A 20,848-nucleotide genomic window follows, 5' to 3' on the forward strand; every position below is an offset into this window, starting at 1 on the left:
ACGCCGGACGAACGGAAGCATCACACCGGGCCCTGATCCGCTCCACTCACTACCTGCCACACATGGACAGGGCACCCGCGTGTTTCAACGTCGCGACAAGGGGAACCGCTGTAGATCCGAACCAATGGTGACTCTCCTGCGGTAACCCCGTTTCGCCCACGACGACCACTTTCGCTCATCAATCGGGTGTTCCGCGAGATCCGAGATATGAGACAACACCAGGTGCCGGGCACCGGCCGCGACCGCGACGCTTCCCACTTCCTGCACCCTGACGTGCGACTGGAGCATGTGCTCCAAATCGGCCTCCGGCAGGTCAGCATTTTCGACGCTGACGGCTTCGTGGACCAGGATGTCGGTTCCTCGCGCGAGGCGAACAAGGTTATGGCTTTTCGCTGTATCCCCGGAGAAGGTGACCGACCCATAGTCCGTGTCGAATCGAAAGGCGAAGGATGGGAAGACCGGGCCGTGGGGTACCAAGACGGCTGTTACCTTAACCCGCTCGTCTTCCATGACAACAAAGGGTTCCATGGCGGGGGCGGTGTTTCTGTAACTCGCTGAGTGTTCCGGAACTTTTATTTCCGAGATCTGGGCCAGATCCCGAACGTCCCTGATGCTCATGTCCCGCAGGAATATGTTGTGGCTGTAGGCGAAGCCTTCGTGCATGCGCTCCGTGAGTTCGCGGGTGCCGGGAGTTGGGCTCTCCGGGCTGATGACGGGTGCCGTTCCACCCCCATGTTTTTCGGGCAGTCCGCCGGCGGGGCCGGGACCGTAGATGTTGATGGGCCCGGAGATCGTGTCTCCTTCGGGATTCGGAATGTGGCCGCCGAGCAGCAGGAAATTGTAGTAATCCGCTACATGGTCCGCATGGAGATGGGTGATGAAAATCGACTCCAACGAGTCGAGCGACAATCCGGCCCGCATGTATTGGCTGACCGCGGCACGCCCACAATCGACGACGTAGGTACGCCCTTCCACCACCAACGCTGATGAAATACCGGCCCGGTCCCCCACGGGTGGTGGACCGGCCTGGGTGCCCAGCAGCACCAGTTCTGCCCGCGAGCGTTTGCCGTGTCGGCGGCCATCGGCGGGAAATGCCGCATGGGCCGCGACGCCGCCGGCCGCCATCGCCAGTCCGGCTGCGGCCATTCCGCCCAGTCCAGTCAAAGTTGTCCGTCGGGACAGCTCTGTCGGCAACCAGGTTCCGGGACCTTGTTCGTCGTCGTGCCTCATCCGAGGTTCCTTTCACAGTGTGTTTCGCTTGAATTCATCGGCCGCACCGGCCATTTGGACGACGGGGCTCCCGCGGGAGCCCCGTCGTCGTTTTCGTGGGGGTTTGGGTGTTCAGGTACGTCAGGGCATGGCGTCCTGGGCCGTTTCGGTTTCGACGGCCGTTTCCCCGGCGTGGGAGTGGTGGTGGAGCCCCAGGGTCCTGAAGGCGGCGACGGCGACCATGAGCAGCACCAGCAGTCCCGCGGCGAGGCCGTAGAGCACCGGTGCACCGAGACCACGATCCACCAGGACGCCGACGACGATCGGTGCCAGCACGGAGCCGGACCGCCCGACCCCGTTGGCCCAGCCGACGCCGGTGCCGCGGATCCGGGCCGAATACAGTTCCGGTGCCAGGGTGAACAGGCCCACAAAGACGCCGTTTGCCAGCAGGCCGGCACTGAATCCCAGCACGAGCAGGACCGGCACCGAGTCCATCGACAGCCCGAAGCCGACGAAGACCAGGGCGGCCAGCGCGGCGAAAATCAGGAGCAGGCGGATCGTTCCGGCACGGTGGGACAGCAGGCCGAAGGCCACCGAACCGATGGAACCGCCGATCGCGAGGATCGACCCGATCAGGGCCGCCGTCGACGCGTCGTGTCCTCCGAGTACGACGAGGCGCGGTGTCCAGCCGGAGAGGAAGTAGAAGGCGAACATCGAGCAGAAGAAGCCGGCCCACAGCAGCAGGGTGCGGCTGCGCAGCTGGCGGCCGAACAGCGCGGCGATCTGGCCCAACGGGTTCTCCGTCCCGCGCTGGACGACCTCGCGGGTGATCTGCCGGACCGGGGAGATGCGCATGCGGTGCAGGATCCGGTTCACCTGGTCCAGGGCTGCCGCGCCGCGGCGTTGGGCCAGGAAGGCGATGGATTCGGGCAGGATGAGCAGCGTGAGGACGATGGCCACCACCGAGGTGATCCCTCCGATGACGAAGATCGACCGCCACCCCTGGGTGTCCAGCAGGGTGGCCGCAGCGAGTCCGCCGAGCGTGGCGCCCACGCCGAATCCCGCGGTGTAGATGCCGATGCTCATGCCGCGCCACCTGGGGCTGGTGTATTCGGCGACGACGACGTTGATGCTGGCAGTGACACCGCCGATCCCGAGTCCCGTGATGAACCGCCAGGCGGTCAGGCTGCCCGGGCCGGCGGCTGCCGATGCGGCGAACATGCCGACTGCCGTCAGTGCCAGGCAGATGACGATGCAGGGGCGCCGGCCGATCCAATCGGCCAGCGGGGACATCACGAACGCACCCACGACGATGCCCACCAGGCCGGAACTGATGATCGCCCCCAGCTCGGTGCCGCTCAGGCCCCAGTCGTTGGTGATGCCCGTGGACGCGTAGGCGACCGCCGAGATGTCGAAGCCGTCCTGGGCGTTGAGGAAGACGCAGAGTGCGACGACGAGCCATTGGACCGGCGACATGGCCGAGGACTCGATCTTTTCGCGGATTTCCTTCATGGTGGTGGTCCTTGTCAGCGAGTGGATGATGGGACGTTTAGGCCCGGAAGAGTTCGACGAACCCTTCGGCTCCGGAGCGCAGTGCCTGCCCGTAGTCCTGGTCGAGGGCCGCATGCATCAGCGGCCGGCCGAGCCGCCCGGCGGCGCCGGAGAGCTGGACGGCCCGGGCGTAGTGGGCGACGCGTTCGTCCAGCTCCGCCGCGGGGACCACCTCGTCGACCACTCCAAGGCGTTCGGCGCGTTCAGCGGTGAATGGTTCGCCGGTGAGGATGTTCGTGATGGCAGCCTTGGCGGGGACTCGGCGCAACGCCGGTGCCTGGGCCACTGCCGGCCAGGTTCCGAGGGTGGCCTCGATGGTGCCCAACCGGGCGGTGTCCACGACGATGACGACGTCGGCGCTGCAGACCAGTCCGAAACCTCCGGCGAGCGCATCACCGTTGACTGCGGCGATGACCGGGGTGCGCAGAGTCGGGAAGAGCTCGAAGAGATCCACGACGGCGTCGGCAAACTCACGGGCGGTGCCGCTGGCGCGGATGTGGGGGCCATCTGCACCACCGCAGAAGATGCCTCCCGCACCGGTCAGGACGACGGCGCCGACCGCGTCGTCGTCATCCAGGGAGCGCAGGGCGGAGGCCAGTTCCCGCGTCATATCGGCGTCAAGCAGGTTGCGGTCCCCGCGTTCAAGGGTCAAGTACGCGACAGCATCCTCGCGGTGGATGCGGACGGAGGCCGTCCTTTCAGGGGTGTTCATGGTGTACTCCTTCGCTTATTTGGGGTGCTGGTTGCAGTTCGGCGAGGGCCAGGAGGTCCTGGTCCCCGTGGCCTTGCCCGCTGGCCATCGCCGCCAGCTGCTCCACGGCGGCGGCCAGCGGCAACGGGACGCCGAGGGCACCTGCTGCGCTCGTTCCCAGCGACAGGTCCTTGCGGAGCATGTCGAGGGTGAAGGTCGGCGTGTAGTCACGGGTCGCCAGGGCCCCGGCGCGGGCACTGATCCACCGGGATCCGAGCACGGTGCCGCCGAGGAACTCCAGGAAGTCGGCCCGGCGGACACCCGCGTGTTCGGCCAGGCTGGTGACCTCGGCCAGGGCCTGGGCCATCACGCCCAGGTAGAGGTTGTGGGCGAGTTTCACCACGCGGGCCCCCTCCCCGGGCCCCGCCGGGACGACGGTCCCGGCGAGGCAGTCCAGCAGTGGTTTGGCCTCGTCGTAGGCGGCCGATGGCCCCGAGGCGACGATGCACGCGCCTCCGGAGGTGACGACTCCCGGGTTGCCGCTGACCGGGGCGGCCAGAAAGGCGACGCCCGCCTCGGCGGCGGCGGCCCGCACCGTGGCCGAGGCCTCGGCCGATACCGTGGAGCAGTCCACAATGATCGCCGGACGCGTGGCCCCGGCGAGGATCCCGTTGTGGCCGGTGACGACCTGTTCGAGGTCGGTGTCACCGCCAACGGTGGTGAAGACAATCCGGCAAGTGGCCAGATCCCGCGGTTGGGTAACGGCGTCGGCACCGCGGCGGACCAGTGGGCCGGTTTTCGAAGCCGTCCGGTTCCAGACGGACACCTGGTGTCCGGCCTCCAGGAGCCGGGCCGCCAGGGCGGTGCCCATCTTCCCGGTCCCCAGCCAGCCGACGCCGCCGCTCATACGGTCACCGCTGCCGTTTCGGCAGGAGCAGCGGCCGGCATCTCCACGCCGGTGTAGTAGCGGGTGCCGGCGACGTAGAGCTGGTCTGCAGGGAAGCGGGTGAGCAGTTCGCAGCCGTCCTTGGTGACGACCAGTTCCTCTTCGATGCGGGCCGCTGCCGAACCGTCGGGGGTCGGCCAGTAGGTCTCCATGGCGAAGACCATGCCCTCCTCCAGTTCGATCGGGTGGTCCAGGGAGTGGTAGCGGCTCATCAGCGGACGCTCCCACAGGCCCAGGCCGATGCCGTGGCAGTACTGCAGGCCAAACGCCTGTTCCTCGGTGTCGAAGCCGAACTCGCGGGCGGCCGGGAAGTGCTTGACGATGTCGGCGCTGGAGGCCCCGGCGCGGACCTCGGTGATGGCATTGTCCATGTACTCGCGGGCCTGCTTGTAGGCGTCGCGCTGGGCCATGGTGGCGCTGCCGACGTTCATGGTGCGGTAGTAGCAGGTGCGGTACCCCATGTAGGAGTGGATGATGTCGAAGTAGGCGGTGTCGCCCGGGCGGATGAACCGGTTGGAGAACACGTGTGGATGCGGGCTGCAGCGTTCACCGGAGATCGCGTTGACTGCCTCGACCTCTTCGGAGCCGTTCTCGTAGAGGAACTTGTTCACCAGGGCCACTGCGTCGTTTTCCTTCACCCCGGGGCGCAGGAAGCGGTAGAGCTCGTCGTAGGCGCCGTCGACCAGGGCCGCAGAGTGGTTCAGCAGGGCGATCTCGTCGGGGGTCTTGATCGTGCGGGCCTCGAGCATCAGGTGGTTGCCGTCGACGATCGAGAGTCCCTCCGCCTCGAGGGCGCGCAGGACCGGGAGTTCGACGACGTCGACGCCGACCGGCTCGTTGGCGAGCCCGTGCTCACGCAGGATGTCGGCGATGCGCTTGGCGTTGGCCGCCTCGATGCCGACCTCTGCCGGAATCGCTCCACGCCACGTCGAGACGCCGGCGCGCCAGTTGTCCTCGGGCAGCCAGGGCGCGAAGCTCTGGTGCGTCTTCGCTGCGGAGCCTATGTCCCACAGGATGGGGTCCTGGCCTCGCATCAACAGCGCGCACCGGAAATACTTGTCCCGTGCCCAGTTCCCGATGTGGGTGGCTGTGGTGTAGCGGATGTTGTTCATGTCGAACAGGACCAGGGCGCCCAATTCGGAGCGTTCGAGCTGTTCCATGGCCTTCGCGAGGCGTTCGGTGCGCAGGCGATCCATGTTGACACGGTTCTCCCAGTCGACGGCGGTGGCGTCACCCGGGGAGGCGATGGGGCTGCCACCCTGGGTGGCCTGGTAGAAGTTCGGCAGGGGGCGGCGCTGTCCGTTGGGGTTGCACATGGTGTTCTCCTTGGCGTGGTGGGGGTTAGACGGGCGAGTACTCGCCGGGGTTCGATTCGCTGGCCGGCGCCTGGGGTGGGGCGTCGTCGCGAGCAAGGGCGGACCAGGCGGCGTCGATGATCGATTGGGTTCCGAGTCCGTACTTCTCGAAGAGGTACGGGGCGTTGAGCGAACCCTCTGCGAAGGTGTCGGCGACGCCCACGCGGCGCAGCGGTCGTCCGAGGCCGGCTTCGGCGATCGTCTCGGCGACTGCGGAACCGAGGCCGCCGATGATCGAGTGGTTTTCGGCGGTGACGACGGCCCGGGCGCCCGCTGCGGCGGCGGCAATGCCCTGTCGATCCAGCGGCTTGATGACCGGGACGTTGACCACCGAGGCCGTGATGCCGGCGCCGGCGAGCGTTTCCGCGGCCGCCAGTGCCGCGGCGAGCATCATGCCGTTGGCGAAGATCGCCACGTCCTCGCCGTCGGTGAGCGTCTGCGCGCGGGTCAGAGACAGTTCGTGGCCTTCGGGGAAGATCACCGGGATTTCCCCGCGCTTCAGGCGCACGTAGACGGGGCCGTTGATGTCGGCGATGGCCGGCACCACCTGGGCTACCTCTACGGCATCGGCAACGTCGATGACCGTCATGTTCGGCAGGACGCGCATCAGGGCGACGTCGTCGATCGCCTGGTGGCTGGGCCCACCGGGGGTCGACAGTCCGGGCATGAAGCCGATGATGCGCACGGGAAGGTTCGGGTAGGCGATGGCGTTGGCGATCTGGTCGTAGGGACGACGTGTGGCAAAGACTCCGAACGTGTGCACGAACGGGGTGAAGCCGCTGCGCGCAAGGCTGGCCGCCATGCCCATCATGTTCGCTTCGGCCATACCGGAATGGATGAAGCGTTCGGGGAAGCGGTCCTGGAACAGGTCGATCTCGCACTGCCGGGTCAGGTCGCCCGTCAGGCAGAGCACGTCCGGGCGTTCGGCTGCGAGTTCGACCAGCGCCTGGCCGTAGGGCTTGAGCGTCGTCGGGTAGGGGGCGGGTCGGAACCGTGTGGTTTCCGGGGCATTGGTGGTCATAGCGTCTCCAGGGTCCGGGTCAGTTCGGCCTCGGCGGCCGCTGCCAGTTCGGGCGGAAGTTTGATGAAGTGGCCATCGGCGTCGTCGGGCAGGCAGTCCAGCCCGTGGACGGTGGACGTGCGGCAGACCAGGACCGATGGCTTCCCGGTCTCTGCATCGGCATCGCGCAGGGCGGCTGCCACAGCGTCGACGTCGTGCCCGTCGATGTCGACCACATGCCAGCCGAACGACTCCCATTTCCGGGCAATGGGCTCGATGGTGGTGATGCCGGAAATCGGCCCGTCGACTTGGGAGTCGTTGGCATCCAGCAGAACGGTCAGCCGATCCAGGCCATGGTGGGCGGCGAAGAGCGCCGCCTCCCAAGTCTGTCCCTCTTCGAGTTCCCCGTCGCTGACGAGGGCGAAGACACGGCCCTTTGGGCCCCCCCGCAGGTCGTCGGCGAGGGCGAAACCCGCAGCTGCTGAGAGACCCTGGCCGAGGGATCCGCAGGTGTAGTCGACGATGGGCGAACTTTCGGTTCCAATGGCCTCCAGCGTCGAGCCGTTCTTTCCGTAGCTGTCCAGCTGCTCGCGGGAGAGCATTCCCAGGGCCGCGGCGGCTGCGTAGGGGACGATGATGTAGTGTCCGGGCGAGCAGATGAACCGGTCCCTGTCCCAGTCGAGGACTGCGAAGGCTGCAGCGACCTGTTCGGCGCTGGAGAGCGCCTGGCCGAGGTAGCCGAACCCCTGGGGGGCGATCATCCGGGTGGCCTCCAGGCGGATCTGGGCCGCCAAGCGGCGGGGTTCTATGTCCGTGGCTGGTTTCGTGTTGCCGACGGCTGTGATGTTCATCGGGTGCTCCTGTTTCGTGGGGTGCCGGCGATGGCTGGCGCCATGACCGGTCCGCTGCGGTAGTCCATGGCGAAGCGCTCGGTGCACAACTCGTCGAGTTGGCCCAGCAGACGCTGATGGGCGGGGTGGTGCCAGTAGGTGTCAAAACCGTCGTCGTCGATCTGCGCGAAGCAGCCATGGGTGAATCCGCGCTGCCGGCCCGACGGGTTGTCGTTGGGGCCCCAGCTGATCTGCACAAGCGCGGGACAGTTGTAGGTCATGGCCTCGCTGAATTCGGCCAAAGCGCATTCGAGGTCCATGGTCCGCCCGTCGGCGACGGCGAAGAGGACGTAGTGCTCGATCATGGTCATCTACTTCCCGGTGCGGTTGGCACCGTTGAAGGAACCGAACCCGCCCTTGAAGAACAACAGGGGCTCCCCCGCGGTAACCTCACCGAGGTCCTGGACCCGGCCGAGGACCATGTAGTGGTCGCCGGCCTCGTGGACCTGGTCGATGTGGCATTCGATGAATGCCAATGCACCATCGAGCACGGGTGCGCCCGTCATACCGGATTGCCAGCCGACGCCGTCGAACCGGGTTCCTGCCGAACTCCGGGCGAAGCGCATCCCCAGGTCCTGGTGGTCGGTGGGCAGGATGTTGGCGCAGAAGCTACCGGCGCGCTGGATCTGCGGCCACGTGGTGGACGTCTTCTGCGGGCTGAAGAGGACCAGTGGCGGGTCAAGCGAGATGCTGACCAGGGACTGGACGGTCATGCCGACGGGCCCGTCGGGGGTGTTGGCGGTGATGACGGCGACGCCGGTGCAGAAGTTGCCCAGCACGTTGCGCATTGCCTGGGCCATGTCGACGGTGTCGGCGACGCGGGTGGGGTGTTCGTTGGTCAGGGTGGTCATGTTGTCCTCCTGGTGTGGGTTGTTCGGTTGGCTCACACGTGAACCGTGACGCCGCCGTCCGCGCCGAGGAGCAGGCGTCCGTAGACTTCCTTGCCGACCTGGGGCGTGGCGTGGGCGTGGGATCCACCGGTCAGCGCGTCCTGGTAGATGCGGTGCAGTGGGCTGGTGGCCAGGTAGCTGCCGGAACCGGCCGCCTTGAGCAGCTGGTCCAGCGCCTCGCCCACCAGGGTGACGATCGTTCCGGTGTCATTGCGGACACGCGCCCGGACGAGTTCGGGCAGGTTCTCGCCGGCGTGGGCAGCATCGTCAATGTTCTGGCAGGCGCGGTGTGCCAGGAGCTCGGCGAGGTCGATCCTGGTCAGCGCGTCGGCTGCGGCCAATTGGTGGACCGGGGAGTTGCGGGCCTGAGCGTAGACGGTGCCGGTGACGCCCTTGTTTCGCAGGCGCTCCACGGCCAGATCGGCAGCGGCCTTGGCCAGCCCGATCTGGATGGCACCGAAGATGATCGTTCCCTTGGGCAGGAACGAGGCACGGGTCTGGGGTTCCCCGGCCGCCAGCTCCGACAGGTAGTTGCCCTCGACCATGTCGTCGAAGTACTGGATGCGGTGTTCGGGGATGAACACATCCTCAACGACGACGGTGTCGCTGCCGCTGCCCTTGAGTCCCATCGGGTACCAGCTGCGTTCGATGGCCCAGTCCCCCGGCTGCACGATGCCCAGGGCGTGGCGGACGCTGCCGTCGGTCTGCGGTGCATTGAATCCGAGCATGGCGTGGGTGGTCATGTACGAACCGGAGGCGAAGCCCCATTTTCCGGACATCCTGTATCCGCCCTCGACGCGCTCCGCCGTCGACATGGGATTGAGGATGACGCATACCTTTGATTTCGGATCGGCGCCCCAGATCTCGTCTTGGGCACGCACCGGCCAGGTACTGGTGAACCAGTTGCCGATGTTGACCAGCATGGCTGACCACGCAGCGGAGCCGTCGCCGCGGGCGAGTTCGACCAGGACGTCGACGAGCGTGCGGGTGTTGGCCTCATGGCCGCCGTAGCGGCGCGGAACGGTGAGCTCGAGCAGCCCCTCGGACGCGAGCTGTTCGACGACGGCGGGGTTGGCCTGGCCCTGGTCCCCGTCGGCAGCATGGTTGCGCAGCAGGTCGCGCAGGGCTGCGGCACGCTCGACGAGATCCGTGGCCGGTTCGGTGGGGCTGACCAGGTCTTCGAGGACCGGGGGGACGGTGGTGGTCATGACAACTCCTAATGGGTGGGGAACCTGAATGTCTTGCGTCTCTCCAGCCTGATCGCCGCGGTTCCTGGCCACTACGTGCCCAGGAGTCAACGTTGTGCCCGTCACTGTGCGCGCCTGGCACCGAGCGGGCTGCAACGGCCGTGGTTCGTGCTGCCAGCACAAGGCCAACAGTCATGGTTGGCAGGGCGGCACAAGTCGGTTGATGGATTCATGCGATGTGGCCCACACTCTTAGGAGCGCACTGCTGCGAGTTCCGGAGGATCGATGAAACACCCGTGGGTAACACTGCTGACCGCCGCCGAGCCGGCACAGTTCTACAGTTCCATCGGGTGTCGGCGACGTGCCGAAAAGGTGCTCGGCCGTCCCGCTGTCATGTGGGCCGTCCAGGCAGGGCACCGGATGGCAGAGAGCATCCTGATTGAGCTAACGGATTGGTCGGGCGAACGGGACGACGAGGAGATAGACGTCCTGCGGCGGGCGACGGAGGCCAGCAGCGTCGACTCCCTGGCCGCCCTGTTCACCGACGACCACGAGTGGCTGGCCCGATCCACCGAACCGTTGGAGAACGCCGACTTCTATGCGTCACGGGGCATTCCCCTCGACCAGGTCGTGAGGAACATCCACGCCGGCCAGGGATTCCTCACCGATGAGCTCCTATCGGCCGTCGATGCCGCGGTTCCCGGTGACGAACGCCTATCCGCCGCGCGCAGCCTGACCCGCGATGTCTCCGAATCCTGGACCGGCCTCGTCCAGGCCGTATCCAAGAGGTACAGCGAAGAGGTCCAACGACGGCAAGTCAGCACCTCAGGACGCGTCTCCGAGGCGCTGGCCCTGGTGCTCGCCGGAGCGGAGGTGACGAGCTCGGTGCGCGGTGCTCTCGACTACGACTTGGAACAATGGCACACCGGCTTCATCTTGTGGCTGGAAGGAGCCGATCCGGACACGTTCCGGCACTTCGATTTCGGCAAGGTGGCGGAGCAAGTAGCGCGCCTCACCCACGCGACGGGAGGTTCGCTGGTGCACAACGAGAGCATCCGCCACGTCGCGCTCTGGGTGGGGTCCCAAAGGCCCCTCGCCCTCACCACGCTGGAACAATTCGGGGCGTGGCCGCCGAACCTGCGCATCGCCGCAGGCACGCGCCGCAAGGGCCCCCGCGGATTCGGCAGGACGCATCGGGAAGCCCTGGCCAGCGAGCGTGTCGCGCGGGTCGCCTATCAAAGGGCCCTGCTCACGGCATACGAAGACGTCGAGTTGCTTTCGCTGCTTCTGGAGGACCCGGAGCGGGCGACGGCGTTCGTTCACCGCACACTCGGACATGACCTATCCACAAACAGCGAGCGCTCGCTCGAGCTGCGGCGCACCATGATGCTGTATCTCGATCACCAGGGCAGCCTGATGCGGACTGCAGAGGTGCTACATGCGCACCGGAACACCGTGGCCTATCGGATCCGGCAGATCAACGAGTCCTTGCCTCAGACCGTGCCGTCATATCGGCTCCGCTGCGCCTTGGAACTGGCTGAGGTGGTGCCCGACGTCGTGCTCCTGGACCCGGCCCCGCAAAACGCCGCCAACGGGTTCAGGGAGGACCTGAAGACCCTGGCGTGATCCGGGGATTTGATGTCCCAGCGCTTCCTCCATCAGCATGTGTAACGCCGCCAGGGCGCGGTCGCCTCGCCCGGCAGCTCCAGAACGCGGTGGTTTTCCTGTTCGGTGGCCACGCCATGACCAGTTCGAAGGTCCGGTTGCAGGAGGCACGCGCCGCAGATTCGACGGCGGCGACCTCGTCCGCCCGCCGTGGCGGAAGCCGTGAGAAACGTGTGGAGCATGCCGCGGTCCTTGGCGAAGATACTGTGGACCGGAACCCTCGGCACATCGTCGGCCTCGGCCAAGGCTTCAGCAATAGGGGTGGATGCCGCCAGCAAATACACGACCACCCGGGCCAGTCGGAGGCGAAGGGCCTACGACGAACCCCGCACTGTCTACCAGCGGATGCTGGATTACCACGCCCTCGAGGACAGCCACGCCCGGTTTCTCGTCCTAACCAACCGTGACATCACTCCTGCGGCAATCACCCGGGAAATCAACGCAATCCAGAGTCAGCTGATCACCGGGCCGACCTACAACCCCAATGCGGTGCTCCGGGGATTTCGCGAGCAGAATAGTTGAGGAACGCGTAAAATCCTCGCGAACATCTTGAGGCAAGGAGGGTACGCCAACAGGCCGCGATCGACCGGCCGCGCAGGGCTCCTGGAAAGATGGACGGATGATCCTCGAACAAGCCTTGTTGCCGGGGAGACCGTGCTCGGGGAGGCGGACCTCAATCACGTGCCCCAGGACGGGGTAACGCCTCTGGCCGTGATCGCTCTGGACCTGATGGACTCGCTGGCCACCCGCGAGCGAAGCGCCGGCAAGCGAATGCCCGGCGAACTGCTGACGGAGTACCGGGCTGCGTGAAGGACGGACCGGCTCCTGATGGCGGCCTCTGAGGATCCACAGGCCGCCGAGAGCATGCGATTGGTCGTCCACGAACCGGATGTCAGCCGGCGGTCGCCTCGTCCAGCAACTCCAGCACGTGCCGGTAGTCCTCGCCGGTCGCCCGGGTCATGCCCAGTTCGCAGGTCCGGTTGCAGGAGGCATGCGCCGCGGAGCCGAAGGCCGCGATCTCGCGTGCCTGCCGTTCCGTTGCCGACGCCGTGAGCTCCGGGTGGAGCATGCCGCGGTCCCCCGCGAACGCGCAGCACCCCCAGTTGTCCGGCACGTCGACGCGCTCGGCGACGGCCTCGGCGACTACGGTGAGGGCCGGGTTCAGACCCAGCCGGGTCGACGAGCAGGTCGGGTGCAGGGCGAGGGACGGCAGCTTCGCGGCCTCGGGAAGCCCGGGCAGGAGGTGCTCGGCGGTGAATTCAACGACGTCGATGACGCGCAGCGGCAGCGCGCCCGGGTCCGGCTGGTCGGCTTCCACCGCGTGGATCAGGCCCTCGGTGCACGACGAGGCGTCGCAGACGATGGGCAGTTCCCCGCCGCGGGTGGCCTCGCGCAGGACGGATGCGGCGCGCCGGCGCATGGTCTCCTTGCCGGCGGCCATGCCCTTGGACGACCAGGGGGTGCCGCAGCACAGCCCGTCGATGGCCGGCGGGACCAGCAACTCGATCCCGGCGCGGCGGGCCAGCGCCTCGAAGCTGGCCTGGACCCCGAGGCCGGGAGCGCCGCCGTCGTCCCCGCGTCCTGCGGGGCCGAACATGGTGCCCACGCAGGCCGGGAAGTAGACCGCAGCCGGAGGGCCCGCGGGGGCCGGCCGGCGCCGGGCGGTTCCGCCGCCGGGGAGTTCGGCGGAGTGCAGCGGCACGGTGTCGGCGCCCAGGACGGACCGGGCGGCCTGGTTGACCGGGCGGATGGCCGGCTCGGGAACCTTCCGGGCCACGGTGAGGGCCAGGGAGGCGCCGTGGGTCACCGGCCCCCAGTTCTTGGCAGCGAGGTTCCATCCGGCACCTGCCAGCGCACCGGCGTCGTTCTGGCGCAGCCTCCTGACCAGGTCGCCGGTGTTGATGTCGACCGGGCAGGCGGTCTGGCACATGCCGTCGACGGCGCAGGTCTGGACGGATTCGTAGTCGTAGTCGCGTTCGAGTTCGGCGACCAGTGCGGTGTCTCCGGCGCGGCGGGCGGTCTCGATGGCGCGCAGGGTCACGATGCGCTGACGCGGGGTGAGCGTGATGTCCTTGCTGGGGCAGACCGGTTCGCAGTAGCCGCAGGAGACGCAGCGGTCGACCTCCTCGGCGACGGGCGGTGCGGTCTTGATGTGGCGCAGGTGGGCCTTTGGGTCGTCGTCGAGCAGGACGCCGGGGTTCAGGATGGCCGCCGGGTCGCAAAGGGTCTTGATGCGGCGCATGACGTCGTAGAGCTCGTCGCCGTATTGCCGGCGGACATAGGGGGCCATGACGCGGCCGGTGCCGTGTTCGGCCTTGAGCGAGCCGTCCTCGCCGAGGACCAGGTCGACCATGTCCTCGGTGAACGCGCTATAGCGCTCGATCTCGGTGTCGCTGGCGAAGCCGTCGGTGAGCATGAAATGGACGTTGCCGTCCTTGGCATGGCCGAAGATGACGCTGTCCTGGTAGCCATACTTCCCGAACAGGTCGATGAGGCCCTCGCAGGTCCGCCCGAGGGCGGGGACGGGGACGACGATGTCCTCCAGCAGCGCCGTCGTGCCCTGTGGTCGGGCGCCGGCGACCGAGGCGTAGAGGCCCTTGCGCAGGTGCCACAGGGAGGCGCGGGCCGCTGCGTCGGTGGTGAATTCGGCCGGGGAGTCCAGCGTCAGCGACCCCAGGGTGGCGGCGCCGTGGTGCCGGAGCTCCTCGAGCTCGGCTGCTTCGCCCGCGGAGTATTCGACGAGCAGCGCCGCGTGGTTGCGCACGTCCAGCCCGGCGACGACGGCGGGGGTGCCCTTGAGTGACTGGCCGACGCGCAGCGACGTGGCGTCGAGCAGTTCCACGGTATTCGCCCCGGTGCCCACCAGGTCCGGGAGTCCGGCGTTCGCGGCCGCGAGGTCGGGGAAGACGAGAAGGCCGGTGGCGGTGTGGGTGGGTTTGGCGACGGTGCGGAACACGGCTTCGGCCACGAAACCCAGCGTGCCCTCGGACCCGATGACCAGGTGGGCGAGCATGTCCACGGGCGTCTCGAAGTCCAGCAGCGAGTTCAGACCGTAGCCCATGGTGTTCTTCATCGAGAACTGGTGGCGGATCCTCGCCACCGAGGCCGGATTGCCGCGGACCCGGCGGGCGAGCCGGTCCAGCCCGTCGTGCAGGTCCGGTTCCAGCGCGCGGAGCCGGGCATCGGCGTCGTGCTCCGCGGTGTCGATGACGGTGCCGGAGGGCAGCACGAGGGTCATCGATTCGAGCGTGCGGTAGGTGTTCTCGGTGGTGCCGCAGTTCATGCCGGAGGAGTTGTTGGCGACCACGCCGCCGATGGTGCAGGCGGCCTCCGAGGCGGGGTCGGGGCCGAAGCGGCGGCCGTGGCGGGCCAGCCGGGCGTTCAGGGCGCGCACCGTGGTGCCGGGTTGGACCCGGACCCGGGCCCCGTCGTCGAGCACCTCGATATCGCGGAAGTTCCGCCGCACGTCGACCAGCACGGAGTCCGAGACGGCCTGGCCGCTGAGGCTGGTGCCGCCGGAGCGGAAGGTCAGCGCGACGCCCTGCGCGGCGCTGGCGGCCATGAGCGCGCCGACCTCGGCCGCGTTGGCGGCGGTCACGACGGCCTGCGGGATGAGCAGGAAGTGCGAGGCGTCGTGGGCGGTGGCGTGCAAGTCGATGGCACGGTCGGAGACGCGGGAGGGGTCGGCCACCGCGGACCTCAGGGTGTTCAGCATGTGCGGTCGCCTCTCTGCTCTTCCGGTTGCGTCGGCGGGTGGGGATCCACTACACCCTACGGCCCGGAGGTGGCGGTCGTCCGGGCCCGTTCTCGCCCACCGATAAAGCCCGTTGGCCGGGCGGGTGCCCGCCGGTGAGACTGGGCGGACAGCACACCGCCACCCCACGCCGCACAGGCGCCGGGCATCCGCCACCGGAAGGACCACCCATGATCTTCATCGTCGTCAAATTTCCCGTCAAGCCCGAGTGGGCAGACCGCTGGCCCGAGCTGACCCGCTCGTTCACCGAGGCCACCCGCTCCGAAGCCGGGAACCTCTGGTTCGACTGGTCACGCAGCCTCGAGGACCCCCACGAGTACGTCCTCGTCGAGGCCTTCGCCGACGACGGCGCCGAGGCCCACGTCAAAAGCGAGCATTTCCAACAGGCCATGCGGGACATGCTGCCCGCGCTCTCGGAGACCCCCCGGATCATCAGCCGGCAGATCGACGGCGATGCCTGGGACCGGATGGGCGAGCTGCAGGTCGGCTGAACCGTTCGGCAGGCACCCCACCGGCACCGCAGGCGGCGGCCGGGCCGGCCCCACCCCGGGCCCGGCCCGGCCGTCTTAAGTTGCTGTCCGCACGCGGCGACGGCAAAGATGGGCGCATGGGACGCAATGACGCACTGACTGGTTTGGCCTCGGTCCAGAAGGCCTTCGCCCTGCTGGACGTGGTCGCCTCCCACAGCCGGGGCATGACGGCCAAGGACATCGCGGCCGAACTCGAGATGCCGCTGCCGACGGTCTACCGGCTGCTGAAGACCCTGGTTGCCTCCGAACACCTGGTGCACCTGAAGGACGAGAGCCGCTACGGCCTGGGCTACAAGCTCCACGCACTGGATGCCTCGTTGCGCCGGCAGGTCGGCACGCCGCCCTCGGTCGCCCGGCTGGTGCGCGAGCTGCACGTGCGCGCCGACGCCGCCGCCTACTATGCGGTCCACCGCGGCGAGGACATCGTCGTCGCCCACGTCGTCGACTCCCCCACCCGGCCGCGGATCACGCCGATGGGCTTCGGCTTCAACGACGCCGCGCACGCCACCGCCTTCGGCAAGGTCCTGCTGGCCGCCCTGGAGCCCGAACGCTGCAGCGCCTACTTGGCGCGGCACGGGATGCCGGAGATGACGGCGGCCACGATCACCGACCCGTCGGTCTTCGCGACCGAGCTGGCCGGGGTCCGGGACTCGGGCATCGCCATCGAACGCGAGGAGTTCATCCGCGGGGCCTCCTGCCTGGCAGCCCCGGTCACCACCCCGGCGGGGCAGACGGTCGGATCCGTTGCCGTGTCGATGGACCCGGCCGACTTCGCGGCCCGCTCCGCCCAGGTCGCCGTGCTGCTGCGCGATGTCGCCTCCCGGGTCAGCAAGGCATTACGCGGGACCTCGCTGCTGGGGCAGTAGGACGGCGCACGACGACGGGGCCCGCCTGAGGCGGGCCCCGTCGTCGTGCGCTGGTGGTCCTCTCGTGAACGCCGGACCTAGAGCGCCGAGGTGGCGAGCTGGTCGGCGATGTACTCGGCCTGGCGGATGGCCAGGGCGACGATCGTCAGGGTCGGGTTCGCGGCGGCGCCGGTGGTGAACTGCGAGCCGTCGGAAACGAACAGGTTCGGCACGTCGTGGGTCTGGCCGTAGGCGTTGACGACCCCGTCCTCCGGCCGCTCGCTCATCCGCGCCGTGCCCAGGTTGTGGGTGGAGGGGTACGGCGGGGTGCGGTGCGTGGAGCGGGCGCCCACGGCGTCGTAGAGCAGCGAGGCCTGCTGGTAGCCGTGGTCGCGCATCGCCACGTCGTTGGCGTGGTCGTCGAAGTGCACGTTGGGCACCGGCAGCCCGAGCCGGTCGGTCACCGTGGTGTTCAGCGTGATCCGGTTCGCCTCCTGCGGCATGTCCTCGCCGATGACCCACAATCCAGCGGTGTTGACGTAGTCATCCAGCAGGGCGGTGAAGTCGGGGCCCCAGGCGCCGGGGTCCACGAAGCTGGCCAGGAACGCCGGGCCGAGCGAGATGGTCTCCAGGTAGTAGCCACCGGCGAAACCGCGGTCCACGTCGTGGCGGGATTCGTCGGCGATCAGCCCGGCCATGGTCTCGCCCCGGTACATGTTCACGGGCTTGTCGAACTTGGCGTACACCGAGCCGGTGGTGTGGCGCATGTAGTTGCGGCCCAGCTGGCCCGAGGAGTTGGCCAGTCCATCGGGGAACAGCGGGGAGGCGGAGAGCATCAGCAGGCGCGGGGTCTCGATGGAGTTGCCCGCGACGGCGACGATGCGGGCCTTCTGGCGTTGCACGTTCCCGTCGGCGTCGATGTAGACGACGCCGTCCGCCTTGCCCTCGGCGGTGTGGGTGACCTGGACGGCGTGGGATTCCGGGCGCAGGTCCAGCAGGCCCGTGGCCAGCGACTTCGGGATCTCCGACACCATCGTGGACCACTTGGACTTGTTCTTGTCGCCCTGGAAATTGAAGCCGTCCTGAATGGAGGCGGGGCGGCCGTCATAGGGTTCGGCATTGGTGGCGTAGGGCCCGGTGGAGTAGTGCCGGTAGCCCAAACGTTGGGCACCGTTGGCCAGGACCTTGTAGTTGTTATTCGCCGGCAGCGGCGGGCGGCCGTGCCGGTGGGTGCTGCCCATCTTCTGCTCCGCACGGTCGTAGTACGGCTCCAGGTCGGCCAGGGTGATGGGCCAGTCCAGCAGGTTGGCGCCGTCGATGCGCCCGTAGGTGGTGCGGGCCTTGAACTCGTGGGCCTTGAACCGCGGGGTGGCCCCGGACCAGTGGGTGGTGGTGCCGCCGACGGCCTTGACGATCCAGGCCGGCAGGTTCGGGAAGTCCCGGGCGATGCGCCAGGATCCTGAGGTGGTGCGCGGGTCCAGCCAGGCCATCTGGTTGAACGCGGCCCATTCGTCCTGGTGGTAGTCCTCGTTCTTCAGGTACGGGCCCGCCTCGAGCAGGACGACCTTGATGCCCTTGCCGACGAGCTCGTGGGCCAGGGTGCCGCCGCCGGCGCCGGAGCCGACGATGACCACCACCGAATCGTCGTCGTACTCGAAGCGTGCCGAGATCTGCTCGGTGTTCGTCTGCTCGGCGTTCGTCTGCTCGGTGCTCATCGTGTGGTCCCTTCCTCGACGGTGCCGGTGCCCTTGAACAGGTTCCCGACGGGTTCGATGCCTTCTTGCGGCGCACAGGCCGCCACCGGGTACGGGAGCGGACCGACCTCGGTCAGCGTCTCGGTGCTCTCCTCGATCCGCGGGTCCGGCAGCCAGGCCAGGTCGTTGAACCCGCGGTTGAGGTAGCCGCCCTGCGAGAACGATTCGCCCTCGTAGCCCAGCGCCTCGTACACCTCGGGGTCGTCGTAGAGGTTGAGCACGACGGTGCGCCGGATGAAGCCGAAGAACTCCAGGTCGGCGATGCGCTTGAGCACGGCGAGCGCCCGGTCCTCGGGCAGGTCCAGGAAGTGCTCCTCGGTGAGCGTGTCCAGGGTCATCAACCCCTGGGTCAGCGCCATCCGGAACCAGCGGGACTCCTCGGAGGCCTCGATGATCTTCGCGGTCATGCGTTCGTAGGGGCCGTCGGGGAACTGCGGGTGCGGGAACGCGACCCGGATGATCCGGGTCAGGATCCGGCGCGCCTCATCGGAGAGCTCCAGCGCATTGAGCTCCGGGTATTTTGCGGGAAACGCCATCGTTGTCACCTCGGTTGGTAGCGGTCACGTCGCGGTTCCCGGCTGCGGGACTGCGAATCGCGGCCGGGGAAGCCATGCCTGCAGTCTGTGCCCCGGGTCACAGGTGCGCCAATGGGGGTTATCGGCTGGTGAGAATGCCCGTGCCACCGCCCCTGGTCGTGGCATAGCCTGAAGGCATGATCGATCTCGGCGAACTCACGATCCGCAGCCGCTCCGTCAGCGAGATGGACAACAATGTCTACCTCCTCACCGCCAAGGGCACCGGCGTCCAACTACTCATCGATGCCGCCGACGACGTCGAGGCAATCCGGGACATGCTCGGCGAGGCCGCCGCGGACTCCGACGAACAAACCCGCCTGGCCTGCATCGTGACCACCCATTCACACTGGGACCACGTCCGCGCACTGGCCCAGCTCGTCCGCGAGACCGGGGCGCGCACGGCGGCCGGGACCGAGGACACCCCGGACATCGAGGTGCCGACGGACCTGCCCCTGGAGGCCGGCCCGCTGGACATCGACGGCGTCCCGTCACTGGAGGTCATCAAGCTTCGAGGCCACACCCCGGGCTCGGTTGCCCTGCTCTACCGCGACCCGTCCGGCCCGGCCCACCTGTTCACCGGAGACTCGCTCTTCCCCGGCGGTGTCGGCAACACCTTTGGCAATCCCGAAAACTTCACCTCGCTGATCGCCGACATCACCGAGCGGGTCTTCGACGTCCTGCCGGACGACACGCTCGTCCACCCGGGACATGGGGACGGCACGACGCTGGGCGCCGAACGGCCGCACCTGCAGGAGTGGCGCGAACGCGGCTGGTAGCGCCTGCTCACGCCGACAAGGGGTCGTGCCGCTGGACCGCGGCCGCAAGGGTGTTAGCCGCGTCCGCCGACCAAACCGGACTTCCCGGCATCCGATGCCGGAACACCGGCCCAGACCTGGAGCGCGGCCCACGCCGCGGCCGTCAGCGGCACCGCGAGGATCGCCCCGAGGATTCCGGCGATCACCGCACCGGTGGCCAGCGCCAGCAGGACCACCAGTGGATGGATCTGCAGGGTCCGGCCCATGACCAGCGGCTGGAGCAGGTTGCCCTCCAGCTGGTTGACCACGATGACCACGATCGCCACGATGACCGCTGCGACCGGCCCGACACCTAGCAGGGCGACGACGGCGGCCAGCACACCGGTGACGGTGGCCCCGAGGATCGGTACGAAGGCCCCGAGGAAGATCAGCACCGTCAGCGGCAGCGCCAGCGGGACCTGCAGGATCAGCAGGCAGGCGCCGATGAGCACGGCGTCGATGGTGGCCACGATCGCCGTTCCGCGCACGTATCCGCCCAGCACGGCCATGGCCCGGATGCCGGCCACACGCACCTTGGCGAGCTGTCGGCCACGCAGCTTCTGGATGCAGAACGCCCACATGGCGCGGCCGTCCTTGAGGAAGAAGAACAGGATGACGGCCATCAGGATGAACCCGGTCGTCAGCTCAGAGACCATCGCGGCACCGGCCAGGGCCTTGTCCCCGGTCTGCCCGCTGGCCAGCATCCCCCGCAGGGATTCCTGGGCCTTATCCAGCGTCTGGTCGGTGATCGGCAGCGGACTGCTCTTGAGGGTGGACCACAAGTCGCCGGTACGCTCGCCGGCCTGGTCGACCAGCGAGGCCCATTGTGCCTGGATGGCCAGGACGACGGCGACCAGCACTCCCCCGAAGGCGGCGACCAGGGCAATGAATGAGGCGCCCGTCGCCAGACCGGACGGCCAGCCGTGGTGGCGCAACCAAGTGACCACCGGTGAGATGGCGGCGGCGAGGATCAGGGCCAGCAGCAGGGGGACGATCACCACGGTGACCTGCAGCAGCCCGAAGATGACGACGACGGCGAGCGCCACGATGTAGAGAACGCTGCGGGCCCGCTCGCCGGTGCGGCTCAGGCTGTGGGTCCAGCGGACGCGTTCGCTCTCGTCCAGGGCGTGTTCTCGTCCAGCCAAGGGTGGCCTCCTGTAGTGGGTCACGAATGCAGCCGGTTTGCCGTGCGGCGCCGCAGTCCATCCGGCG

Annotated in this window: 19 protein-coding genes; 5 read left to right on the top strand and 14 right to left on the bottom strand. The window is 68.1% G+C overall.

From position 1 onward, the window contains the following. Window positions 1-84: 84 nt before the first annotated feature. From AB8M85_RS10040 to AB8M85_RS10085, 10 genes are all read right to left on the bottom strand, one after another. Complete coding sequence (locus AB8M85_RS10040; protein WP_372698674.1) at window positions 85-1,230, bottom strand: MBL fold metallo-hydrolase; 1,146 nt, start codon at window positions 1,228-1,230, stop codon at window positions 85-87. Window positions 1,231-1,350: 120 nt separating this feature from the next. Beyond that, on the bottom strand, window positions 1,351-2,721 hold the full coding sequence (locus AB8M85_RS10045) for an MFS transporter (RefSeq protein WP_372698675.1): 1,371 nt from the start codon (window positions 2,719-2,721) through the stop codon (window positions 1,351-1,353). 37 nt (window positions 2,722-2,758) lie between these two features. After that, a complete protein-coding gene (locus AB8M85_RS10050) occupies window positions 2,759-3,472 on the bottom strand; it encodes an enoyl-CoA hydratase/isomerase family protein (protein ID WP_372698676.1) in 714 nt (237 codons plus the stop codon). Next, window positions 3,459-4,358: an NAD(P)-dependent oxidoreductase gene (locus tag AB8M85_RS10055; protein ID WP_372698677.1), complete on the bottom strand. Its 900-nt coding sequence runs from the start codon at window positions 4,356-4,358 to the stop codon at window positions 3,459-3,461. Before AB8M85_RS10055 ends, AB8M85_RS10050 begins: the two co-directional genes overlap by 14 nt. Further along, window positions 4,355-5,713 carry a M24 family metallopeptidase gene (locus tag AB8M85_RS10060; RefSeq protein ID WP_372698678.1) on the bottom strand — a complete coding sequence of 453 codons (1,359 nt, stop codon included), beginning with the start codon at window positions 5,711-5,713 and terminating at the stop codon, window positions 4,355-4,357. Before AB8M85_RS10060 ends, AB8M85_RS10055 begins: the two co-directional genes overlap by 4 nt. A 25-nt stretch (window positions 5,714-5,738) precedes the next feature. Next, window positions 5,739-6,773 (bottom strand): transketolase family protein, encoded by a 1,035-nt coding sequence (locus AB8M85_RS10065; RefSeq protein WP_372698679.1) that lies wholly within the window; start codon window positions 6,771-6,773, stop codon window positions 5,739-5,741. Then, window positions 6,770-7,603 (bottom strand): transketolase, encoded by an 834-nt coding sequence (locus tag AB8M85_RS10070; protein WP_372698680.1) that lies wholly within the window; start codon window positions 7,601-7,603, stop codon window positions 6,770-6,772. Before AB8M85_RS10070 ends, AB8M85_RS10065 begins: the two co-directional genes overlap by 4 nt. Next, window positions 7,600-7,947 (bottom strand): Dabb family protein, encoded by a 348-nt coding sequence (locus tag AB8M85_RS10075; protein ID WP_372698681.1) that lies wholly within the window; start codon window positions 7,945-7,947, stop codon window positions 7,600-7,602. The genes AB8M85_RS10070 and AB8M85_RS10075 overlap by 4 nt, the downstream gene beginning before the upstream one ends. Before the next feature lie 6 nt (window positions 7,948-7,953). After that, window positions 7,954-8,493 carry a flavin reductase family protein gene (locus tag AB8M85_RS10080; protein WP_372698682.1) on the bottom strand — a complete coding sequence of 180 codons (540 nt, stop codon included), beginning with the start codon at window positions 8,491-8,493 and terminating at the stop codon, window positions 7,954-7,956. Window positions 8,494-8,525: 32 nt separating this feature from the next. Further along, window positions 8,526-9,740, bottom strand: coding sequence for an acyl-CoA dehydrogenase family protein (locus AB8M85_RS10085; RefSeq protein ID WP_372698683.1), 1,215 nt, complete (start codon window positions 9,738-9,740; stop codon window positions 8,526-8,528). A gap of 399 nt (window positions 9,741-10,139) precedes the next feature. Between AB8M85_RS10085 and AB8M85_RS10090 the strand changes: the two genes are divergently transcribed. Both AB8M85_RS10090 and AB8M85_RS10095 read left to right on the top strand, forming a co-directional pair. After that, window positions 10,140-11,345 carry a PucR family transcriptional regulator gene (locus AB8M85_RS10090; RefSeq protein ID WP_372698684.1) on the top strand — a complete coding sequence of 402 codons (1,206 nt, stop codon included), beginning with the start codon at window positions 10,140-10,142 and terminating at the stop codon, window positions 11,343-11,345. Window positions 11,346-11,576: 231 nt separating this feature from the next. Beyond that, window positions 11,577-11,906, top strand: coding sequence for a hypothetical protein (locus AB8M85_RS10095; protein ID WP_372698685.1), 330 nt, complete (start codon window positions 11,577-11,579; stop codon window positions 11,904-11,906). 370 nt (window positions 11,907-12,276) lie between these two features. On the opposite strand, the gene AB8M85_RS10100 is transcribed toward AB8M85_RS10095, so the two are convergent. Next, window positions 12,277-15,099: an FAD-binding and (Fe-S)-binding domain-containing protein gene (locus tag AB8M85_RS10100; protein WP_372698686.1), complete on the bottom strand. Its 2,823-nt coding sequence runs from the start codon at window positions 15,097-15,099 to the stop codon at window positions 12,277-12,279. Between the two features lie 209 nt (window positions 15,100-15,308). Between AB8M85_RS10100 and AB8M85_RS10105 the strand changes: the two genes are divergently transcribed. After that, window positions 15,309-15,629, top strand: coding sequence for a putative quinol monooxygenase (locus AB8M85_RS10105; protein WP_372698687.1), 321 nt, complete (start codon window positions 15,309-15,311; stop codon window positions 15,627-15,629). Between the two features lie 116 nt (window positions 15,630-15,745). Then, the gene (locus tag AB8M85_RS10110) at window positions 15,746-16,534 is read left to right on the top strand and encodes an IclR family transcriptional regulator (protein WP_372698688.1); all 789 of its coding nucleotides are present in this window, start codon (window positions 15,746-15,748) and stop codon (window positions 16,532-16,534) included. A 77-nt stretch (window positions 16,535-16,611) separates the two neighbouring features. Here AB8M85_RS10110 and AB8M85_RS10115 read toward each other — a convergent pair whose 3' ends face one another. Beyond that, window positions 16,612-18,228, bottom strand: coding sequence for a GMC family oxidoreductase (locus AB8M85_RS10115; protein ID WP_372698689.1), 1,617 nt, complete (start codon window positions 18,226-18,228; stop codon window positions 16,612-16,614). Further along, a complete protein-coding gene (locus AB8M85_RS10120; protein ID WP_372698690.1) occupies window positions 18,225-18,803 on the bottom strand; it encodes a hypothetical protein in 579 nt (192 codons plus the stop codon). The genes AB8M85_RS10115 and AB8M85_RS10120 overlap by 4 nt, the downstream gene beginning before the upstream one ends. Before the next feature lie 176 nt (window positions 18,804-18,979). On the opposite strand from AB8M85_RS10120, the gene AB8M85_RS10125 reads away from it, so the two are divergent. Beyond that, the gene (locus AB8M85_RS10125; protein WP_372698691.1) at window positions 18,980-19,618 is read left to right on the top strand and encodes an MBL fold metallo-hydrolase; all 639 of its coding nucleotides are present in this window, start codon (window positions 18,980-18,982) and stop codon (window positions 19,616-19,618) included. A gap of 53 nt (window positions 19,619-19,671) precedes the next feature. On the opposite strand, the gene AB8M85_RS10130 is transcribed toward AB8M85_RS10125, so the two are convergent. Next, window positions 19,672-20,781 carry an AI-2E family transporter gene (locus tag AB8M85_RS10130; protein WP_372698692.1) on the bottom strand — a complete coding sequence of 370 codons (1,110 nt, stop codon included), beginning with the start codon at window positions 20,779-20,781 and terminating at the stop codon, window positions 19,672-19,674. Window positions 20,782-20,848 lie beyond the last annotated feature (67 nt).

The organism is Arthrobacter sp. JSM 101049 (assembly GCF_041679245.1).
Lineage (GTDB): Bacteria > Actinomycetota > Actinomycetes > Actinomycetales > Micrococcaceae > Arthrobacter_H.